At 43.1% G+C, this 18,030-nt stretch carries 15 protein-coding genes; 12 read left to right on the forward strand and 3 right to left on the reverse strand.

Annotated features, from left to right (window positions below; genetic code table 11):
• Nucleotides 1-68 precede the first annotated feature (68 nt).
• Complete coding sequence (locus tag AB4405_RS02815; protein WP_372059540.1) at nt 69-1,577, reverse strand: arylsulfatase; 1,509 nt, start codon at nt 1,575-1,577, stop codon at nt 69-71.
• A gap of 199 nt (nt 1,578-1,776) precedes the next feature.
• Here AB4405_RS02815 and AB4405_RS02820 point away from each other — a divergent pair, with 199 nt between their 5' ends.
• Nucleotides 1,777-2,625 carry a LysR family transcriptional regulator gene (locus tag AB4405_RS02820; RefSeq protein WP_372059541.1) on the forward strand — a complete coding sequence of 283 codons (849 nt, stop codon included), beginning with the start codon at nt 1,777-1,779 and terminating at the stop codon, nt 2,623-2,625.
• A gap of 194 nt (nt 2,626-2,819) precedes the next feature.
• Here AB4405_RS02820 and AB4405_RS02825 read toward each other — a convergent pair whose 3' ends face one another.
• Together AB4405_RS02825 and AB4405_RS02830 are read right to left on the reverse strand one after the other, a co-directional pair.
• Entirely contained in the window at nt 2,820-3,581 is a 762-nt protein-coding gene (locus AB4405_RS02825; RefSeq protein ID WP_372059542.1) for a DeoR/GlpR family DNA-binding transcription regulator, read from the reverse strand.
• 18 nt (nt 3,582-3,599) lie between these two features.
• The gene (locus AB4405_RS02830; RefSeq protein WP_372059543.1) at nt 3,600-4,493 is read right to left on the reverse strand and encodes a sugar kinase; all 894 of its coding nucleotides are present in this window, start codon (nt 4,491-4,493) and stop codon (nt 3,600-3,602) included.
• A 346-nt stretch (nt 4,494-4,839) separates the two neighbouring features.
• Here AB4405_RS02830 and yihU point away from each other — a divergent pair, with 346 nt between their 5' ends.
• From yihU to dhaR, 11 genes are all read left to right on the forward strand, one after another.
• Nucleotides 4,840-5,733, forward strand: a complete 894-nt coding sequence (yihU, locus tag AB4405_RS02835; RefSeq protein WP_372059544.1) for a sulfolactaldehyde 3-reductase — start codon at nt 4,840-4,842, stop codon at nt 5,731-5,733.
• 20 nt (nt 5,734-5,753) lie between these two features.
• A complete protein-coding gene (locus AB4405_RS02840; protein WP_372059545.1) occupies nt 5,754-6,794 on the forward strand; it encodes an aldose epimerase family protein in 1,041 nt (346 codons plus the stop codon).
• A gap of 54 nt (nt 6,795-6,848) precedes the next feature.
• A complete protein-coding gene (locus AB4405_RS02845; protein WP_102469262.1) occupies nt 6,849-7,589 on the forward strand; it encodes a sulfite exporter TauE/SafE family protein in 741 nt (246 codons plus the stop codon).
• Nucleotides 7,590-7,682: 93 nt separating this feature from the next.
• The gene (locus AB4405_RS02850) at nt 7,683-8,933 is read left to right on the forward strand and encodes an AGE family epimerase/isomerase (protein WP_372059546.1); all 1,251 of its coding nucleotides are present in this window, start codon (nt 7,683-7,685) and stop codon (nt 8,931-8,933) included.
• Nucleotides 8,934-9,196: 263 nt separating this feature from the next.
• Nucleotides 9,197-10,060 carry a ketose-bisphosphate aldolase gene (locus AB4405_RS02855; protein ID WP_372059547.1) on the forward strand — a complete coding sequence of 288 codons (864 nt, stop codon included), beginning with the start codon at nt 9,197-9,199 and terminating at the stop codon, nt 10,058-10,060.
• 169 nt (nt 10,061-10,229) lie between these two features.
• Nucleotides 10,230-10,769 (forward strand): TRAP transporter small permease, encoded by a 540-nt coding sequence (locus AB4405_RS02860; protein ID WP_102469259.1) that lies wholly within the window; start codon nt 10,230-10,232, stop codon nt 10,767-10,769.
• A gap of 11 nt (nt 10,770-10,780) precedes the next feature.
• Nucleotides 10,781-12,070 carry a TRAP transporter large permease gene (locus tag AB4405_RS02865; protein WP_372059548.1) on the forward strand — a complete coding sequence of 430 codons (1,290 nt, stop codon included), beginning with the start codon at nt 10,781-10,783 and terminating at the stop codon, nt 12,068-12,070.
• A gap of 118 nt (nt 12,071-12,188) precedes the next feature.
• Nucleotides 12,189-13,238, forward strand: coding sequence for a TRAP transporter substrate-binding protein DctP (dctP, locus tag AB4405_RS02870; protein ID WP_372059549.1), 1,050 nt, complete (start codon nt 12,189-12,191; stop codon nt 13,236-13,238).
• 72 nt (nt 13,239-13,310) lie between these two features.
• Complete coding sequence (locus AB4405_RS02875) at nt 13,311-15,320, forward strand: alpha-glucosidase (protein ID WP_372059551.1); 2,010 nt, start codon at nt 13,311-13,313, stop codon at nt 15,318-15,320.
• Nucleotides 15,321-15,504: 184 nt separating this feature from the next.
• Complete coding sequence (locus AB4405_RS02880) at nt 15,505-15,648, forward strand: hypothetical protein (RefSeq protein WP_198593059.1); 144 nt, start codon at nt 15,505-15,507, stop codon at nt 15,646-15,648.
• 432 nt (nt 15,649-16,080) lie between these two features.
• Nucleotides 16,081-18,012: a dihydroxyacetone kinase operon transcriptional regulator DhaR gene (gene dhaR / locus AB4405_RS02885; protein WP_372059552.1), complete on the forward strand. Its 1,932-nt coding sequence runs from the start codon at nt 16,081-16,083 to the stop codon at nt 18,010-18,012.
• The last annotated feature ends 18 nt before the right edge of the window (nt 18,013-18,030 follow it).

An 18,030-nucleotide genomic window follows, 5' to 3' on the forward strand; every position in this document is an offset into this window, starting at 1 on the left:
TAAACACACCATTTGTATTAAGTGAACGTACTTTGGTTATAAAAGTATTTTTTTAACGACGATTTTAACTATTTGGTTGGCGTGAAGCTGCCTGGTTCCATGCGAGGAGGGAACTCTTTGAATGTTTCCATAACATCCGCGACGGCTTCTTTTGCGTAACCTAGAAGGTATAAACGTTCATACATCCATTGGTCATAACCAATGCCATATTCGCCACTTTCAAATGGGTCAATTTCGAGATCGAAAATTAACGGCACACGAAGTTTAGTGAAAGGCTGCTTCCACATCTCAATCCCCGTGTTGTGTTCTTGAATCATAAAGTGAAATTTCCAGCGGTCGTGACGTACTGCAAGAAGATCGCCGTCATCACTCCAATAGTAGAAACGTTCACGCGCACTTTTTTCGGTTTTACCTTGAATCATTTCTGTCTGATCGTAGCCATCGAGATGAACTTTGTATTGGCGTCCATTTAACTCGCGGCCTTTCAACAACTCTTCTTTGATCTCGCTATTCCCGGCAGCAGCCATTAATGTAGGAACAAAATCTTCAAGTGACATCATGCCGTTGACGGTAGAATTTGCAGGGATTTTTCCTTTCCAGCTCATTAATGCAGGCACTCGGAAGCCACCTTCCCAGCCCGTGGCTTTTTCTCCACGGAATGGGGATGAAGCGGCATCTGGCCACGTCCCTTTCATTGGTCCGTTATCTGTCGTGTAGATAATGATAGTATTATCGTCGATGCCAAGGTCGGTGATCTTATCGAGAAGCTGTCCAACTTGTTCGTCATGTTCAATCATGCCGTCTGCATAGAAACCTAAACCACTACGGCCCGAGTTTTCTTCACCAACATGGGTAAAGTTGTGCATGCGTGAGGTATTAACCCAAGTAAAGAATGGCTTGTCATCTTCCACTTGTCGTTCAATAAAGTCTTCAGCGGCGGCAAGAAACTCTTGGTCAACGGTTTCCATTCGTTTGCGAGTCAAAGGACCTGAATCTTCAATTTTGCCGTCAACCGTTGAACGAATCACGCCGCGAGGCGCAAATTTCTCTGTGAACGAGGCATCTTGAGGGTAATCCGTGTTTTCTGGTTCCTCCTCAGCATTTAAGTGGTAGAGGTTGCCAAAAAACTCGTCGAAACCATGGGCAGTAGGAAGAAACTCATCACGATCGCCCAAATGGTTTTTACCAAATTGGCCCGTCGCATATCCGTACTCTTTTAACATCGTCGCAAGAGTAGGGTCTTCTTTAGAAATACCTTCTTTAGCACCAGGCATACCAACTTTTGAAAGACCGGTACGCTTAGGCATTTGGCCCGTGATGAAAGCCGAGCGCCCAGCCGTAGAGCTTTGTTGTGCATAAAACTCGGTGAATTTTGTACCTTCATTGGCGATGCGATCGATATTTGGCGTTTTATACCCCAACATTCCTTGGTTATATGTACTGAGGTTAAAGTAGCCAATATCATCGCCAAAAATAACGAGGATGTTTGGTTTATCTGCGGCGGTAGCGTTGGCTGAGAGAGTACCAGCTGCAAGCGCACAAGCCGTCGCGAGCTTCTTCTTAGTCAGAGATTTCAAGTGAACAGTCCTTTACTGATTTATGATTCGGACATGGTAATAAAGCTGGCGAGGACTGAGTAGATAGTGCCAATTACTTCTAGTATTAATATGGTTTATACTAGAAGTAATTGGTCTCTGACTTTTTACTTGGGTAAATTAATGTCTAGAACCCCGTTTAGCGACGTTTAGTCCCGGCCAGAATGTAAGAGTGCTGAAGATGATTGATCTGAATTTAATACGAACTTTTATAGTAGTACACGAACATCTCTCGTTTACTAAAGCCGCAAATCAGCTTGAGGTGACACAACCGGCGGTGAGCTCTGCGATCAAACGATTGGAGAAGTCATTAGGTTATACTTTGTTTTTGCGTAAAGGGCAGAAAATTGTCCCGACTTCATCCGCTGACCATGCGGCGCAGCATTTCAAAGATGCTTTAGGGGTCATTTACGGGACGATTAACAATGATCGTAAGTTAATCGTTCATTGTGATGAGATCGCACTTAATATTATTAACGATATTAATGGCTTGCAATTGGTCGAAAAGCCGTACGATACCTCAGAGATTTTTGACCTTTTTAGAACTCAAAAAGCAGACATAGTGGTTGATGCTTTAGTGAATCACAACAGTACGCTAATTGCCGAACCATTGCTAAACGACCCATTATATGTAGTTTGTAGAGAAAACCATCCGCGTATTAATGGTACGTGTACTGAAGCGCAGTTTTATAACGAAAATCATATCCTACTTACTAGACACAGAAACGGTCTTACGGGATTTGAGTTACTTGCACAAGGTGGTGTGCAAGCACGTAATTCAATGATATCAGTCTCTTCTTTAGCGGAGATACTGCTTCAAGTTCAATGTTCCAATAATATTGGAATCGTGTCGAGTTCATTTGCTCACCGTTGGGGGCCAGTCTTAGGCCTACAAGTATTAGAAATGCCTATAAATATTAAGCCTGTAGAGTACAAGATGTTTTATCACAAACAGTACAAATCCGACCCACAACATAAAGAGGGTAGAGATAAAATAAAAGCGGCATTCATGAATGCATTAGCTAGGTAGTCGATAACATATAGGCGTTGTATAACAACGATGGGGCGTGATTAATAACAGTACAGTCATAAGCCATAAGCCATAAGCCATAAGCCAATAGCTACGAAAATATTGTAGATAAACTCGATGTCATGAGTTTTAAATTAGGGATGGAAATGTATCAATAAACTCTCATTAAAGAGAGTTTATTGATTTTGGGATGACTATGGATTACACACCTCTACCGCCGTTTGTCCCTTGCTAACGATTGAGCTTAACTCCTCGGTAAGAGGAGAGTCAGTGAACAGGTAAGTCGCTTTGCTGATCGGACCCAACTCAATGGAACCCTTTGGTATAAACTTAGTCGAGTCCAATGCAACCATTATGTGTCGTGCTGACTTCATGACGGTTTGTGTAATAAGTGTCTCGCTGAGATCATATTCGAGTAACGTTCCATCGACATCAATGGAGGCTGCGCTTGTGATGAGGTAGTCGAATCTAAAGTTAGAAATAAAATCCATTGCTTCTGTTCCAACAATACCTCCATTGAATGCTTTTACCTTGCCACTTGGTATCAACACATCAAATGTTTTGTTACCGTGTAACACATTGGCCACACGTAAACTATTAGTAATGATCTGCAGATTATTCTTATTAAGAAGGTGGCTAGCAATAACCTCAGCGGTTGTACCTATGGTAATAAAAACGGTTGAGTTATCAGGAATAATGTCCGCAATTCGTTTTGCAATCGCATTTTTTTGATCGGTCTCTGATACTTTACGAACTTCATAATCTAGGTTCGTTTTCGTTGATGGAGAACTGGCACCACCATGATGGCGAATAACCAAGCGATCTTCACTGAGCTTTTTAATATCACGACGAATGGTTTGCGTCGAGACGTCTAACATTTCCGCCAGTTCTTCAACAGTGTAATAGCCTTTGTCGTCAACTAGCTGCAATAACTTATCTTGTCTTGGATTAGTCACGATAACCCTTCTTTTTTATTATTTGTTTACAATATTAATGTCTACGTCTTTTCGGTTCGGGATACCTTCACGACCACCAAGTTTTTGGCACTTGAGGGCTGCGACAGTATTAGAAAAGATAATAGATTGACGCGTTTCCATTTGCTCTGCCACGGCGACAGCAAGGGCTCCGTGAAAAACATCTCCAGCACCTGTAGTGTCGACGACGTCTACTTTGAGGCCTACTTGATGAGCGAGTTCGCCGTTTTCAAGCCAGTAACATCCTTTTGAACCGACTGTAACATAAACTCTGCCGGGTGTCTTTTTTTGAGCGAGTTTGAGGCCTTCTATAGGATCCTTTGTTCCTGTGAATTTTTCCAGTCCTGGTTCGCTAAATGCAACGTGATCGGCTAATTTAACAAGAACATCAATGGGTTCGGGCGTTAGGTCTGCATCGAGAACCGAAGGTATCCCGAATTTTTTTGCTTGTTCTAAAGCATATGTTGCCCCTTCCAACCAACGAACATCTGTAAGAATTGTGGAATATGTCGAAAAATCAACATTTTTTAACGGCGTAATATCTTTCGATAAAGACTCGTCTTGGTAGTTGATGATCATTCGTTCACCCTCGTTGTCCACGATCACGGCGGAGAATGCTGATGAAGCACCGGGAATTTTTATAGTACGGTCAACACCAACGCCGTATCCCGCTAACTCAGATAGCATGGTATCTGCCACACCATCACAACCCACGCGACCAATAAAATCAACACTATGGCCAAGTTTAGCAACGGCTACCGATGCGGTTGCTGCTGGGCCACCACCCACTTCAAAATAATTGTGTGCAACATACTTCCCACCAGAGTTTGGAAGCTGAGAAACCAATTGGACCCGGTCTAATACTGTAATACCAACACAAGCTATCGCCATCATTTATCTCTTATTGTTTTTACATCATTGGAAAATAAGGAGTGCCGCTTCGCGCGTTTTCTTTGCATGCTTTAGTTTTTAGCTCGTTAGGCTTTAACACTACCATTCATCGCGCCATCAACCATAGCAAAGTAACCCTTAACGCTATCTCGAATGCGACGAGCTTAAAAGTCAGCTCATGGACACTATTATAAAGCGCAAAATCAGTTTGGATGAGAGTATTCTCACAAAAAGACAATAAATGGACATAAAACAACAAAATGTGACAAGTGTTGTGGTTATAAACTCTCGAATGATTATAGTAAATAGCAATTCAACAACTATAACCAACAACAGTTAAGGATTTTTCATGGCAACAGTAGGATTTATCGGTCTTGGTCAAATGGGTAGCCCTATGGCTGCAAATCTCATTAAAGGTGGGCACTCATTACGTGTGTTTGACGTGAATAAAGACGCGGTTAGCCGTATGGTTGAATTGGGGGCAACCGCAGCGTCGTCACCAGCCGAAGCGGCAACCGATGCTGAATTTGTTATTACCATGCTACCCAATGGGGCGTTAGTAAGAGAGGTCCTTTTTGGTGATGGAGGTGTGACAGAGCGCCTAGATACGCAAGCTCTACTTATTGATATGTCGACGATTCATCCATTTGAAACTGATGCCTTGATTAAAGATATGTCGAATGAAGGTTATTCAATGATGGAAGCGCCAGTGGGGCGTACATCTGATCATGCAATCAAAGGCGAATTGTTAATTCTGGCTGGTGGAACCGCGAAACAAATTGCTAAAGCACAGCCTCTATTTGATTGCATGGGCTCGGAAACTATTGACGCTGGTGGTCCAGGGAAAGGGATTAGGGTCAAGATCATTAATAACTACATGAGTATCGCGCTCAATGCGTTATCTGCTGAAGCGGCAACGCTGTCAGAAGCGATTGGACTTGAGTTTGATGCTGCGATGAAAGTGATGAGCGGCACCCCTGCGGGTAAAGGACACTTCACAACAACATGGCCTGGTAAGGTGCTTGCTGGCGACTTATCTCCTGCATTTATGGTTGACCTCGCACATAAAGATTTAGGGATTGCCCTTGATCTAGCGAATCAAGTGAATGTACCTATGCCTTGCGGTGCGGCATCGCGTGAGTTGTATAGTATCGCTCGAGCTGCTGGACGCGGACGCCAAGACTGGACGTCTATATTCGAACAGCTTCGTGTTACTTCCGGCCTTGAAGTAAAAATCCAATAATAAATATTAGAGGCCATAACGTGAAAATTACGGTAGAGAATTGGGGTCAAGTCGAAGGCCAAGCATTGCCAGTCAAACTATTTACCCTAGAAAATCGACAAGGTTTGAAAGTGCAAGTCACCAACTACGGCTGCATCGTGACCTCAATTGAAGCCCCCGACCGAGAGGGTGCGAAGGCGAACGTGGTTTTAGGTTATGACAACTTAGAACAATACCTAAAAGGGCACCCGTTCTTTGGTGCTGTCGCCGGGCGTTATGCCAACCGTATTAAAGATGGTCGCTATGAACTCGGTGGTGAAAGCTTTCAATTGGAGACCAATGAACCACCAACTCGCCAACATTTACATGGCGGGACGAAAGGCTTTGATAAGTACGTTTGGGATTTTTCGATTGAAGAACAACCTGAAGCGATTTATCTGCATCTCAGTCGAGTTTCTGTGGATGGTGAGTCTGGCTATGGCGGGACGATGAATGTCACTCACTCGGTGGGTTTGGATGAAGGCAATCAACTCCATTACAACTTCAAAGCAATGACCGACAAACCGACCGTTGTCAATTTAGTCAATCACAGCTACTACAACTTGGGTGGCCATGATTCGGGCGCCGTCGATGAGCATGAACTTGTACTTCATGCCAATCTATACACGCCAACGACTGAGGAGATGATTCCTACTGGCGAAATCAAGTCAGTAAAAGACACGGGGCTCGATTTTACTACCGCCACTCAAATTGGGTCGGGTGAATACGATCATAATTTTGTCCTGAATGGGCGTAAACGAGAAGGTGAGTACCATTACGCTGCGGAACTATATGACGCGCATAGTGGGCGGATGATGACGGTGTTAAGCACCCAGCCTGCTGTTCAGTTTTATAACGGTTTTAAGTTATCAAACAAACCATGGTTAGGCCGTCATGGTCGACATTATAAGGCACGGGAGGGGCTATGTTTGGAAACGCAACATTTCCCCGACAGCCCAAATCAGCCGCACTTTCCAAGTGTGCGCTTGAATCCTGGTGAAGTGTTCGAAGAAAAAACCATTCACCGCTTCTCCGTAAAATAACAACTGTCAGTTATCACTTAAGGGTGAGTTCTCGCCCTTATTTAGGATTTAATTATGGATATCACCGTTATTCTCGTCTCCTTAATCATTGCATTAGGGGGCTTTACACAAGGCTTGACCGGGTTTGGGTTAGCGCTCGTTTCTGTACCATTACTTTCACTGGTTATCGATGCAAAAATGGCAGTCCCCATCGCTGGAATATTTGGCTGGTTAGTGACGTTTCCGATTGTTTGGAAAATGCGTCATTCCATCCAATACAAAGTGGGATTAATTCTTGTTGCAGGGTCATTACCGGCATCATTTGTTGGCGCAAAGCTGTTGGCGAGTCTGCCGTCACAATACATCTTGATTACGATGGGGGTGGTATTGATCTTATCGAGTATTCATTCGATGAGAAGTGCTAAGCCTGCGTTCTCAAAGACCTCGGTACCGGTGACCGTAGGGACTGGTTTTGCTTCTGGCGTATTAGGGGCGAGTGTTGGTGAGGCTGGTCCGCCGGTGATCGCTTACACATCAATGCAACCTTGGACAGCCGATCAGGCAAAGTCGACGCTGGTGTTCTTTTTCATGTTGCAAATGATAGGGGCGATTGCGAGCTTTTGGAATGAGGGCTTGATTACGCCTGACGTACAAGAGCTGGTTTTATCCGCGATGCCTGCATTTCTTGTCGGTATGACTGGCGGCATGGTGGGCTACCACTTTCTACAAAAATACAAAATCAACTACCACCACATCGTGCATGGCCTACTTCTTGTTATTGGTTGTGTGCTAGTGATCAAAAATGTCCATATTTGATTATTTGTGTCACAAAAATGATGGTCAATTAACATAATTCAACGCTGCTGACTGGTAACGTCAGTAACAATAAAAATAACGAGGAAATACCCTATGAAATGGATTAATACCCGATCCCATAATGCTTGGTTGGATACAGAAACTGACCGAATTTTTGAATTTGGAAGAAATGCTGTCGTCCCTAATGGGTTTGGTTGGATTGGTAATAATGGCAACGTTCGCGAAGAAATGGGAACACGTTTGTGGATCACTGCTCGTATGTTGCATTGTTATTCTCTAGCCGCATTAATGGGAAGACCAGGGGCGTTTGATCTAGTGGAACATGGGATCGCGGCACTTGAAGGACCTCTTAAAGACGATACTCATGGTGGTTGGTATGCAACCATTGATAACGAAGGCAATGGTATCGTTGATGCTTCGAAACAGGGCTATCAACACTGCTTCGTATTATTAGGGGCGGCGAGTGCCGTGACGACGGGTCACCCACGTGCTCGCGCTCTTTTAGACGAGTCAATTGCTGTGATTGAAAAGTACTTTTGGAACGAAGAAGAACAGATGGTACTTGAATCTTGGGATGAAGCGTTCTCTGAGACAGAAGACTACCGTGGCGGTAATGCCAGCATGCATGCGGTTGAGGCATTTCTTATTGTATATGACGTGACTAAAGATAAAAAGTGGCTAGACCGAGCGCTCCATATCACTGAATTCATGATTCACAAAACGGCGAAAAATCTGAGTTATCGTGTTAATGAACATTTCGACTCTAGTTGGAATCCACTACCGGACTACAACAAAGATACGCCTGCAAGTCATTTTCGTGCTTACGGCGGTACACCGGGCCATTGGATTGAATGGGGCCGTCTAATCTGCCACCTTCGAGCAACGTTGCTTGAAATTGGAGCCGAGACTCCAGAGTGGTTACTGGATGATGCGAAAGGGCTGTTTGATGCAACCGTGCGCGACGCGTGGGCCGTGGATGGGGCCCCAGGTTTTGTCTATTCAGTGGATTGGGATGGTAAACCCGTGGTACGTGAGCGTATTCGTTGGGCTCCTGTCGAAGCTATTGGTACCGCTTATGCGCTTTTCACGGTCACTGGCGATAAAAAATACGAAGAATTCTATCAAACTTGGTGGGATTACTGTCGTACTTATCTTATTGATTATGAGGGGTGTTCTTGGTGGCAGGAGCTCGATGTAAACAACCAAGCTGGCACAAGTAAAGTCTGGGACGGTAAACAAGACATCTATCATTTGATGCACTGCTTAGTTATCCCTAGGCTGCCGTTAACGCCTGGATTAGCGCCTGCACTAGCAGAAGGTCGCTTAGACGAAAGTATGCGCTAACCTCTCATAAACGCTTTGTTAACGTTTACACTTGGTGATTTCATGAAGATGACAACCTTTGGTTGTCATCTTTTTTTATGTTCACTTTTTTAGATTGCGAGATTTTGTACATATGGACATTTAAACTGTGTCTCAACACTCACTTTTGTCCTAATTTGTACGTTTGTGTTGGAAAGTGATACATATCTAACAGAATTGAGCGCTTTAGACTGATAATTTATCACCACGACGAACGAAAAGTTAATTCAATAGGACGACTTAAAATGCCTTACGTATCTGGTAAAACGATGATCAATGAAGCATGGAACAATGGCTATGCTATCGGTGCTTTCACTGCACATAACCTTGAAACGATTAAAGCGGTATTGCTTGCAGCTCAAGAAGAGCAATCACCGATTATGATTCAAATTGGCCAAAAGGCGATTAACGAAATGGGCATGAAACCATTGCGTGATGCTATTGATTCACTGATAGAGCACCACCAAATTTCAGTCCCTATTTGTATCCATCTAGACCACAGCCGTAAATTTGAACAATGTATGGAAGCTGCGACCCGCGATTTTCAATCGTTGATGTTTGATGGTTCTGCGCTGCCATTTGAAGATAATATTCGAATCACTAAAGCGGTTGTCGATGTCGCCGCAGCGCTTGGCCTGGGTTCGGAAGGAGAGATTGGTAAAATTGGTGGCACAGAAGACGACATCACCGTTGACGAAAAAGACGCGATGATTACCACGGTAGAAGAAGCGTTAGATTTTTCTGAGCGTACCGGTGTTGACTATTTAGCGGTGTCGATTGGCACTGCGCACGGCGTTTACAAAACGACCCCAGAGCTAAAATTTGAGCGATTGTCTGAAATTAAAGAAGCCGTCAAAAAACCGATTGTTTTGCATGGCGGTTCGGGTGTGCCAGACGACCAGGTCCTAGAAGCGGTTAAGCGTGGCGTGGCAAAAATTAATGTTGATACAGAGCTTCGTCAGGGTTTCATTGATGGAATTCAAGCGCATTGGAAAGAACGTGGAACCGATTACATTTTAGCGGATGTAATGAACACAGGTATCGACTCAATGAAAGAAGTTGTACAACATAAAATTCGTTTATTCGGCTCCAACGGAAAAGCGGCATAACAAGCCTCTAAATGTCTCTTATGTGACATAAACCCTACAAAAAACGACATGTTGTGTCTGCCTGTGAATGAAATCACGGATTAGATTAATTAACTAGGTTATCAATAGAAACTCAGTAAACGATATGTCGTTTTAATAACTATACCAATATTGGTTTGATGGTGATTTTGTGCTTAAAGCTATAGAAAGTGCATTAAACAAAGTGAATGCACCACTTGCAAAAGTAACCGCTCATATTTCTGGAATTTTATTGTTGATAATGACAATTATTGTTCTTCTACAAGTTTTTTGTCGTTATGTTCTCAATATTCCGTTGAGTTGGACTGACGAATCTTCAAGATTTTTAATGATATACATGACTTATTTGTGTCTTCCGATTATTTATTTAGAAGACAAGAATATCGCAATGACATTTGTAACGGATAAGTTAAAAGGGCGCCGAATTTATGAGGTATTCATGATGCTAACGCACCTTATCGCGCTTGTTCTTTTTTCTATCTGGATTTACTTCGGGTATGCGTTTTTCAAGACAGGGTCGGTAATGGCCGATAGTCTGCCGATACCGATGTTTGTTATCTACGCGATACCGCCGGTTATGCTGACTGTGTCATGTTCGTTCGCTATCCAGAAATTAGTTGCTTCAATTCATCAGTTTATTCACTTTAAACCAGAACAAGAAAAATTGGTTTCAGCTGAAGTAGCGGAATAATAGGTGTTGTTATGATTTCTCCAGTTTTTTTACTTTATTTTCTATTTTTCTTAATTGTTGGTGTGCCAGTTTTATTTGCACTTGGGTTAGCGCCAGTAATTACTTTTTTTCAGAATGACCAAACATTATTTATTAACATGCTATACCAGCGTCTATATTCTGGTTTAGATAATTTTTTGTTGCTTGCATTGCCGTTTTTCATGTTGGCAGGCGAATGTATGTCGAGTGGCGGCATTACCCCTCGTATTATTTCGTTTGCACAGACTCGTGTTCAACACCTTAAAGGTGGGTTAGGGCATGTAGTCATCCTAGCGGCGACGTTGTTTGGTGCACTAACGGGCTCAGCGGTAGCGGCCACCTCAGCGATTGGCAATATGTTAATCCCTGAGATGTCTAAATACCGTTACGACAAAGCTTACTCTGCTGCTTTGACCGCCGCCGCTACCGTGTTAGGTACGATTATTCCGCCGTCAGGTATCATGCTGATCTACGCTTTTGTCATGAATACATCAGTGGCAGCAATGTTCTTATCAGGGATTGTTCCAGGCTTTATCTTCTGTGTTGGTTTAATGATCGTTAACCGTATTCAGATTCGTCATTATCCAGAGGTTCAACCAATGGAGAGGGCGACGAAGATAGAGCGTAGTAAAAGTCTAAAAATGGCTATTCTACCTTTGCTGACGCCCGTTATTATTCTAGGCGGCATCTACGGTGGCATCTTTACACCGACAGAAGCAGCTGCTGTTGCGGTGGCTTATGCCATTGTTATTTCGGTGTATGTTATTAAAGCAACCACCATTAAGGCCACGTACGTATTATTCTCGAAGGTCGCTGTTAACGCCGCTGCTATTTTGATTATCGTTGCTGCCGCAAGTGGATTTGCTTCTGCGATCAGCTTCTCTGGTATCTCAAATCATGTGTCTGAATTGATTAACGGTATTACAGATAATCCTTACTTGCTGTTCTTTATCATCAACATCTTTTTATTCATCGTAGGTATGTTTTTAGATGCAGGCCCTGCGATTCTGATTTTTGCTCCAATTATTGGCCCAATCATGATTAATGCGGGTATCGACCCAGTGCATTTTGGTGTTGTGATGTGTGCCAACCTATCGATTGGATTGGCGACACCGCCAATGGGTTTGGTGTTGTTTGTGGCATCCGGTGTATCAGGTGTGCCATTGCAGAAAATATCAAAGGCGATTATTCCGTTCTTAGCGGTTGAGTTCCTAATCATCTTTATGATTTCGTTCTTCCCGCAGCTCGTCATCGGATTACCAAAATTATTAGGCGTGATGTAACCCAGAGGCCAACGCTATCGGTGTTGGCTCTCAACTAATAAACAATAAATATTAATACCCCTACATGTGAAATATTGAAATAAATTAAATTATAACGATAAATTGAAAGGAACATCTTATGAAAAAGACACTTCTAGGATTAGCAGCAGCGGCAATGTTTACAGCGGGCGCAGTTAATGCGGCAGATTACAAGTTAACCGTCCCTCATGTTACCAATCTTGATGGTTACAACCACCAATCACTATTGGTGTTTAAAAACTACGTAGAGTCGCGTTCTAATGGCCAAATCAGTGTCGATATTTATCCTTCTGGTCAACTATGTGGTAACGCTAAAGAGTGTATTGCTGGGGTTCAAGCTGGCATGTTTGATTACTTCCAAACGACGACGGCAGAGCTCGCAAACTTTTGGCAACCGGTAGGGGCATTTGACTTACCGTACTTATTACCCAATGACCGTGTGGCTGAATGTGTGTATGACAATGAAAAATTCATTGGTGATGTACGTAGTGAAGTACTGAAAAAAGCGCCGAATGTGCGTCTGATGATGGTTTCAAACTCGGGTGGATGGCGAAATATTGCAACGACCAAGAAGCAAGTGAAAACACCAGATGATGTGAAAGGCCTAAAACTTCGTACGGTTCCAGCCAAGATTCAACAAGAACTTGTCAAAGATCTAGGTGGTTCGCCAACACCAATCGCCTGGCCTGAGGTCTATACTGCTTTGTCGACAGGCGTGGTTGATGGCACTAAAAATGGCATCGTTGATATTATCATGAATCGCTTCCATGAAAGCCTGAATTATATGATCTTAGACGGCCATGCGTACATGGGTGGGGCATGGGTATTTAACGACAACAAATTTAACTCATTCCCAGATGACCTGAAGAAAGTCGTTATTGATGGCATTTCTGCTCAAAATCAATACCTACGAGCGTACCCTAAGCACAAAGAATACTCAGCTTACGAAGAATTTAAGAAAGCAGATGGCACCATCTATAACCCAACGGCTGCTGAAAAAGAAGCGTTTAAAACCGCATCTGCACCAGTTAAAGATTACTTCTTAAAATCTTCAGGACCAGAAGGTCAGAAATGGTTACAGCGTTTTGAAAATGAGATCAAAACATGTGAAGCCGCGATTGATGCCGACTACAACTTACAATTCAAATAAACATACCATTTAGTTAGGGCGCACAATTGTGCGCCTTTTTTTAGCCTAAGAGTCGAATTATTGGAGATAACGATGGAACTGATTACCAGTGGAAATACGCTAACCATAAAACATAAAAATAGAACCGTATTTACGCACTCTCTACAAGCACCCGCCCTATTTCTTGGTACTGGCGAAGGCAACTTCGATATGTACCGTGGGAACTTTGATATTACTGACTACGTTGTAGAGCGTCTGCCTTTGAGACAATTTGACGTCACAGAGGCAGGAGAGAACCGTTTTTGTATTACGTTTAAGTTTGACGGAAACGACGTTATTCGCATGATTGTGTCTGAAACGGAAGAAGGACGCTTGCTGTCTGAATTTGAAGCGGTGGATCATTCATATAATCGTTTCTGGATCCGTGTTTCAGCTACACCTGATGAGCGAGTATTTGGCTGTGGTGAGCAACTGACTTATTTAAATCTACGTGGAAAAAACTTCCCATTATGGTCGAGTGAACCGGGTGTGGGTCGTAACAAAAATAGTTATGTAACTTGGCAAGCTGATGTGCATGATAGAGCTGGTGGCGATTATTACACCACGAACTATCCACAACCCACATTCGTATCGGACAAAAAGTACTTTTGCCATTTAGAAACCACTGCCTATGCGGATTTCAATTTCACAAACGATGATTTTCATGAGCTTCAGTGTTGGGATATCCCTCGTTATTTGCTGCTAGACAGCGAAGATAATTATTCAGACCTAATGGAAAACATTACGGGTGTATTTGGCCGACAACCAGAAATGCCAGAATGGGTATACAACGGCTTAATTATTGGGATCCAAGGTGGTACCGAGATCACCATTGAAAAGGTAGCAGCCGCGAAAGAAGCCGGTATCGAAGTCGCTGGAGCGTGGTGCCAAGATTGGCAAGGCATTAAGATGACCTCTTTTGGCAAGCGCTTGCAGTGGGATTGGCAGTGGAACAAAGAACTATACCCAGAGCTTGATAGTAAAATTCATCAAATGAAAGAAGAGGGCGTTCGCTTTCTTGGTTACATAAACCCGTATGTGCTCGAAGACTTTCCTCTATATAACGAAGCGAAAGAAAAAGGTTATTTGGCCACTCAACAAGATGGTTCTAAATATGTCGTCGATTTTGGTGAGTTTTACTGTGGTGTGGTTGATTTCACTAACCCAGATGCCTGCGAATGGTACAAGGGTGTGATTAAAACGAACATGATCGACTTTGGGCTTGATGGCTGGATGGGCGATTTTGGAGAATACTTACCGACAGATTGTGCATTGAGTAACGGAGTTAGTGCAGAAATAGAGCATAATAAATGGCCATATCGTTGGGCGAAAGTACAGCATGAAGCGATTGAAGAAGCGGGTAAAACGGATGATATCTTATTCTTTATGCGTGCTGGTGGTACCGGGATTCAAGGGTATTGCCACACCTTATGGGGCGGAGATCAATCGGTCAACTGGTCTCTTGACGACGGTTTAGCGTCGGTGATTCCAGCGGCATTGTCTTCAGGATTGATGGGGAACGGCATTCATCACAGCGATATTGGCGGATATACCACGTTACACGGTATGAAGCGAACGAAAGAACTGTTCCAGCGCTGGTCAGAAATGGCCGCATTCACTCCGATTATGCGCAGTCATGAAGGTAATAGACCTGGTGATAATCATCAATATGATACCGATGCCGACACGTTAGCGCACCTAGCTAAAATGACGAAAGTGTTCAAGCATTTGAAGCCGTATATTAAAGAGGCTGTTGCCTTAAATGCGAAACAAGGTATGCCAGTACAGCGCCCGCTGTTTATGCATTACGAGCAGGAAGCTGAAACGTATGAGATTAAGTACCAATACCTCTTTGGTCGAGATATCCTAGTTGCACCTGTCTACAACGAAGGCGAAACGGTTAAAACCGTGTATTTGCCAGAAGATAACTGGATTCATGCATGGACAGGGAAGGTGTTTACAGGAGGTTGGATTGATATTGATGCCCCGATTGGTGAACCTGCCGTGTTTTATAGAGAATCTTCACCGTATCGTACGTTGTTAGATGAGATAAAAACCATTTAAATTATAGAGTTACATTCTTGCTATATAGCCTCGCCATTATCGCGAGGCTTTTTTTGTAGTTAAAATTACAAAAATGTACAATTGTGGACAAAATTAAGTTGACGAAGGTCACGTAAAGATGCAAAATTGCGATATAAATCACATTGATTAGTCAATTTTACTCAACGTACCAAAGGCATCTGACATGAATAACACCGCAACGCTACAACAACCAATTCAACTGATTGATTCAAAAACTAAAATCGTCTTACGTGAAGTATTGTCATTGATGAAAATGGCATCTTTGGTTGCTGTCCCACTATTATTGCTTTCTCTGGCGTGGATTTAACCACTCACTGTACCGGAAAGCAGCGCACAAAGGATGTGCGTCCGTTATTGATAGTATTTTTCTAACATCTAACATCTAACATCTAACATCTAACCTCTAACCTCTAACCTCTAACTTCAGACGTCCAACTTACGACGTTAACCGTGATCGTCCTATTGCTCATCGCTTGCTTTTAGCCAGCGGCTCCTCTTCAATGTATTTCCGTAAACTTTGTGCGCGGTGAACAATGGTTTTGGTGGATGAGATAACCGTGTTTGGCTGAATGTTTCTTTCACAAATCATCAAAACACCAACCCAGATCAGTGATGTATCGATTAGTTTAATATTGAGTTTGTCAGTGTGAATAGGATCACTCTAGCGGCCGAAATGTCGCGGTATCATAGTCGGTCCGCAACACTGAGCGTCTGCAACGGCGCCTAAATTGGTTTATCTATGCTGTCGATTGAAGACAATAAAAAGAAGTGGGACTTTTTTCAAAAGCATCACTGGGTATCACCTGACTTTATGCTGTCGCCGATCCTGGAATCTTGGGAAAGATGCGCTAAACAGTCGAGCCCTTACAACTGGTCCAAACCGCATATTGCTTCTGGCTATACGCTTAAATCTCTGATTAAGAGAAATGAGCGTGTTATTACCTCAGCCACCACAGTGATAGAAGACACCTACGACTTACTGCGAAGCGAAGAACTGGTTCTATTTGTGACGGACGATAGCGGCTGCGTGTTATTTACTGTCGGGCATGATGCTTTGTTGCGTGAAGTCAGTGCGTTGGGTTTTAAGAAAGGCTGTTTTTTTTCAGAAGGGAAAATTGGTACCAACGCGATCAGTTTGACACTTAACACACATTTACCGACAGAAGTATTTGCGGCAGAGCATTTCAACCGTCATTTGCATTGTTACGCAACCACCGCCGCACCCATATTCGATACGTTTGGTCGCTTACGAGGAACCATCTCGTTATTCAAAAAAGCCACCGAGTACACAAAAGAAAACCACGTCATTATTGCGTCTTGTGCGAAAGAGATTGCGCTTCAGATCCACGTTCAAAATGAGCAAGAGACAATGAACCGGTTACTCAATGCTTACAATGCTACATTGGAGTGTATGGATGACGGGTTATTGTCTTGGAATGAAGATAATCGGATCACGATGGCTAATCACCAAGCCGAGGAATTGCTCAATTTCAAAACCTTAGACATTATCGATAAAGACATCTTTTCGGTGGTTCGTTTTGCACCAAATATTCAAAGAAGTATAGAAACACACAGCATGATTAGGCGTAAACAAACCATCGTTGAGGTAAATGGTGAGTTTATCGAGTCGATTGTGACGTTGAAACCGTTGGTTGATGGCTCAAATCTATTATTCATTCATCCTATCGATAAAATTAGAGAGCTCGCGCAACAACAGATAGGGGGAAATGCTAAGTATACATTTGCCAACATTAATGCTCAGTCTCGCGGAATGAAGCATGTGTTAACGATTGCTAAACGTGCCGTTAAGTCAAAAGCACCTATCTTAATCAATGGCGAAGAAGGGGTAGGGAAGTCCGATCTTGCTATGGCGATTCACAACGAAAGTAACGCAAAAAACGGCCCATTTATCACGCTGAATTGCCGCTCTTTGACATCCGAAGCCATGGTCAAAGAAATGCTTGGTTTTGATGACGAAGATGGTCAGGGCTTGCCTTCTAAGTTTGAGTTAGCACATAACGGAACGTTGTATTTAGAAAAGATCGAATATCTGAGCCCAGAGTTGCAATCTGTATTGCTGAAACTACTAAAAACGGGTTTAGTGAGCCGTTGTGATAGTGCACGGTTAATACCGGTAAGCTTTCAACTTATTACCAGCACGTCGTCGGATATTAGTGAGTATGTTGCCCGGCGATCTTTCGGGCGACAGCTGTATTATGAACTGTCATCGAATGAGCTATCAATACCGCCGTTGAGAAAACGTAAAGAAGATATTGAACATCTTATTATGGTGATTATTCACAATTATGAAAAGCGTCACAATGTGGCGGTATCGATTGAAAAAACCGTGATGGACGCGTTAGTCAAATTCAGCTGGGCGGGTAATAATTCTGAATTAAAAAGCCGAATGGAACGGATCCTTCTCAATCGCAATGGCAACTTGATTACCCTGAGTGATATTCCGGAAGAGATTAAGCACAATTTAAGCGACGAAGGCAGTCGAGATGGAAAATCGATACTTACATTGGAAGACGTAGAAAAAAAAGCCATCATTCAAGCTTGGAAAGTATACGACGGAAAAATGCAAGATATGGCCAAAGCATTGGATATTGGTCGCACGACATTATGGAGAAAGATTCAAAAATATGGGCTTGAAGACACGGCACGTTAAAGGGTTGATCTGCAATTT

The organism is Vibrio sp. 10N.261.51.F12 (genome assembly GCF_041471725.1).
In the GTDB taxonomy this organism is placed as follows: Bacteria; Pseudomonadota; Gammaproteobacteria; order Enterobacterales; family Vibrionaceae; genus Vibrio.

What these genes read in the sequence shown, in the direction of transcription:
- AB4405_RS02855 (WP_372059547.1), top strand. Translation starts at nt 9,197, where the DNA reads ATGCCTTACGTATCTGGTAAAACGATGATCAATGAAGCATGGAACAAT.
- AB4405_RS02845 (WP_102469262.1), top strand. Translation starts at nt 6,849, where the DNA reads ATGGATATCACCGTTATTCTCGTCTCCTTAATCATTGCATTAGGGGGC.
- AB4405_RS02875 (WP_372059551.1), top strand. Translation starts at nt 13,311, where the DNA reads ATGGAACTGATTACCAGTGGAAATACGCTAACCATAAAACATAAAAAT.
- AB4405_RS02865 (WP_372059548.1), top strand. Translation starts at nt 10,781, where the DNA reads ATGATTTCTCCAGTTTTTTTACTTTATTTTCTATTTTTCTTAATTGTT.
- AB4405_RS02830 (WP_372059543.1), bottom strand. Translation starts at nt 4,493, where the DNA reads ATGATGGCGATAGCTTGTGTTGGTATTACAGTATTAGACCGGGTCCAA.
- AB4405_RS02850 (WP_372059546.1), top strand. Translation starts at nt 7,683, where the DNA reads ATGAAATGGATTAATACCCGATCCCATAATGCTTGGTTGGATACAGAA.
- dhaR (WP_372059552.1), top strand. Translation starts at nt 16,081, where the DNA reads ATGCTGTCGATTGAAGACAATAAAAAGAAGTGGGACTTTTTTCAAAAG.
- yihU (WP_372059544.1), top strand. Translation starts at nt 4,840, where the DNA reads ATGGCAACAGTAGGATTTATCGGTCTTGGTCAAATGGGTAGCCCTATG.
- AB4405_RS02880 (WP_198593059.1), top strand. Translation starts at nt 15,505, where the DNA reads ATGAATAACACCGCAACGCTACAACAACCAATTCAACTGATTGATTCA.
- dctP (WP_372059549.1), top strand. Translation starts at nt 12,189, where the DNA reads ATGAAAAAGACACTTCTAGGATTAGCAGCAGCGGCAATGTTTACAGCG.
- AB4405_RS02820 (WP_372059541.1), top strand. Translation starts at nt 1,777, where the DNA reads ATGATTGATCTGAATTTAATACGAACTTTTATAGTAGTACACGAACAT.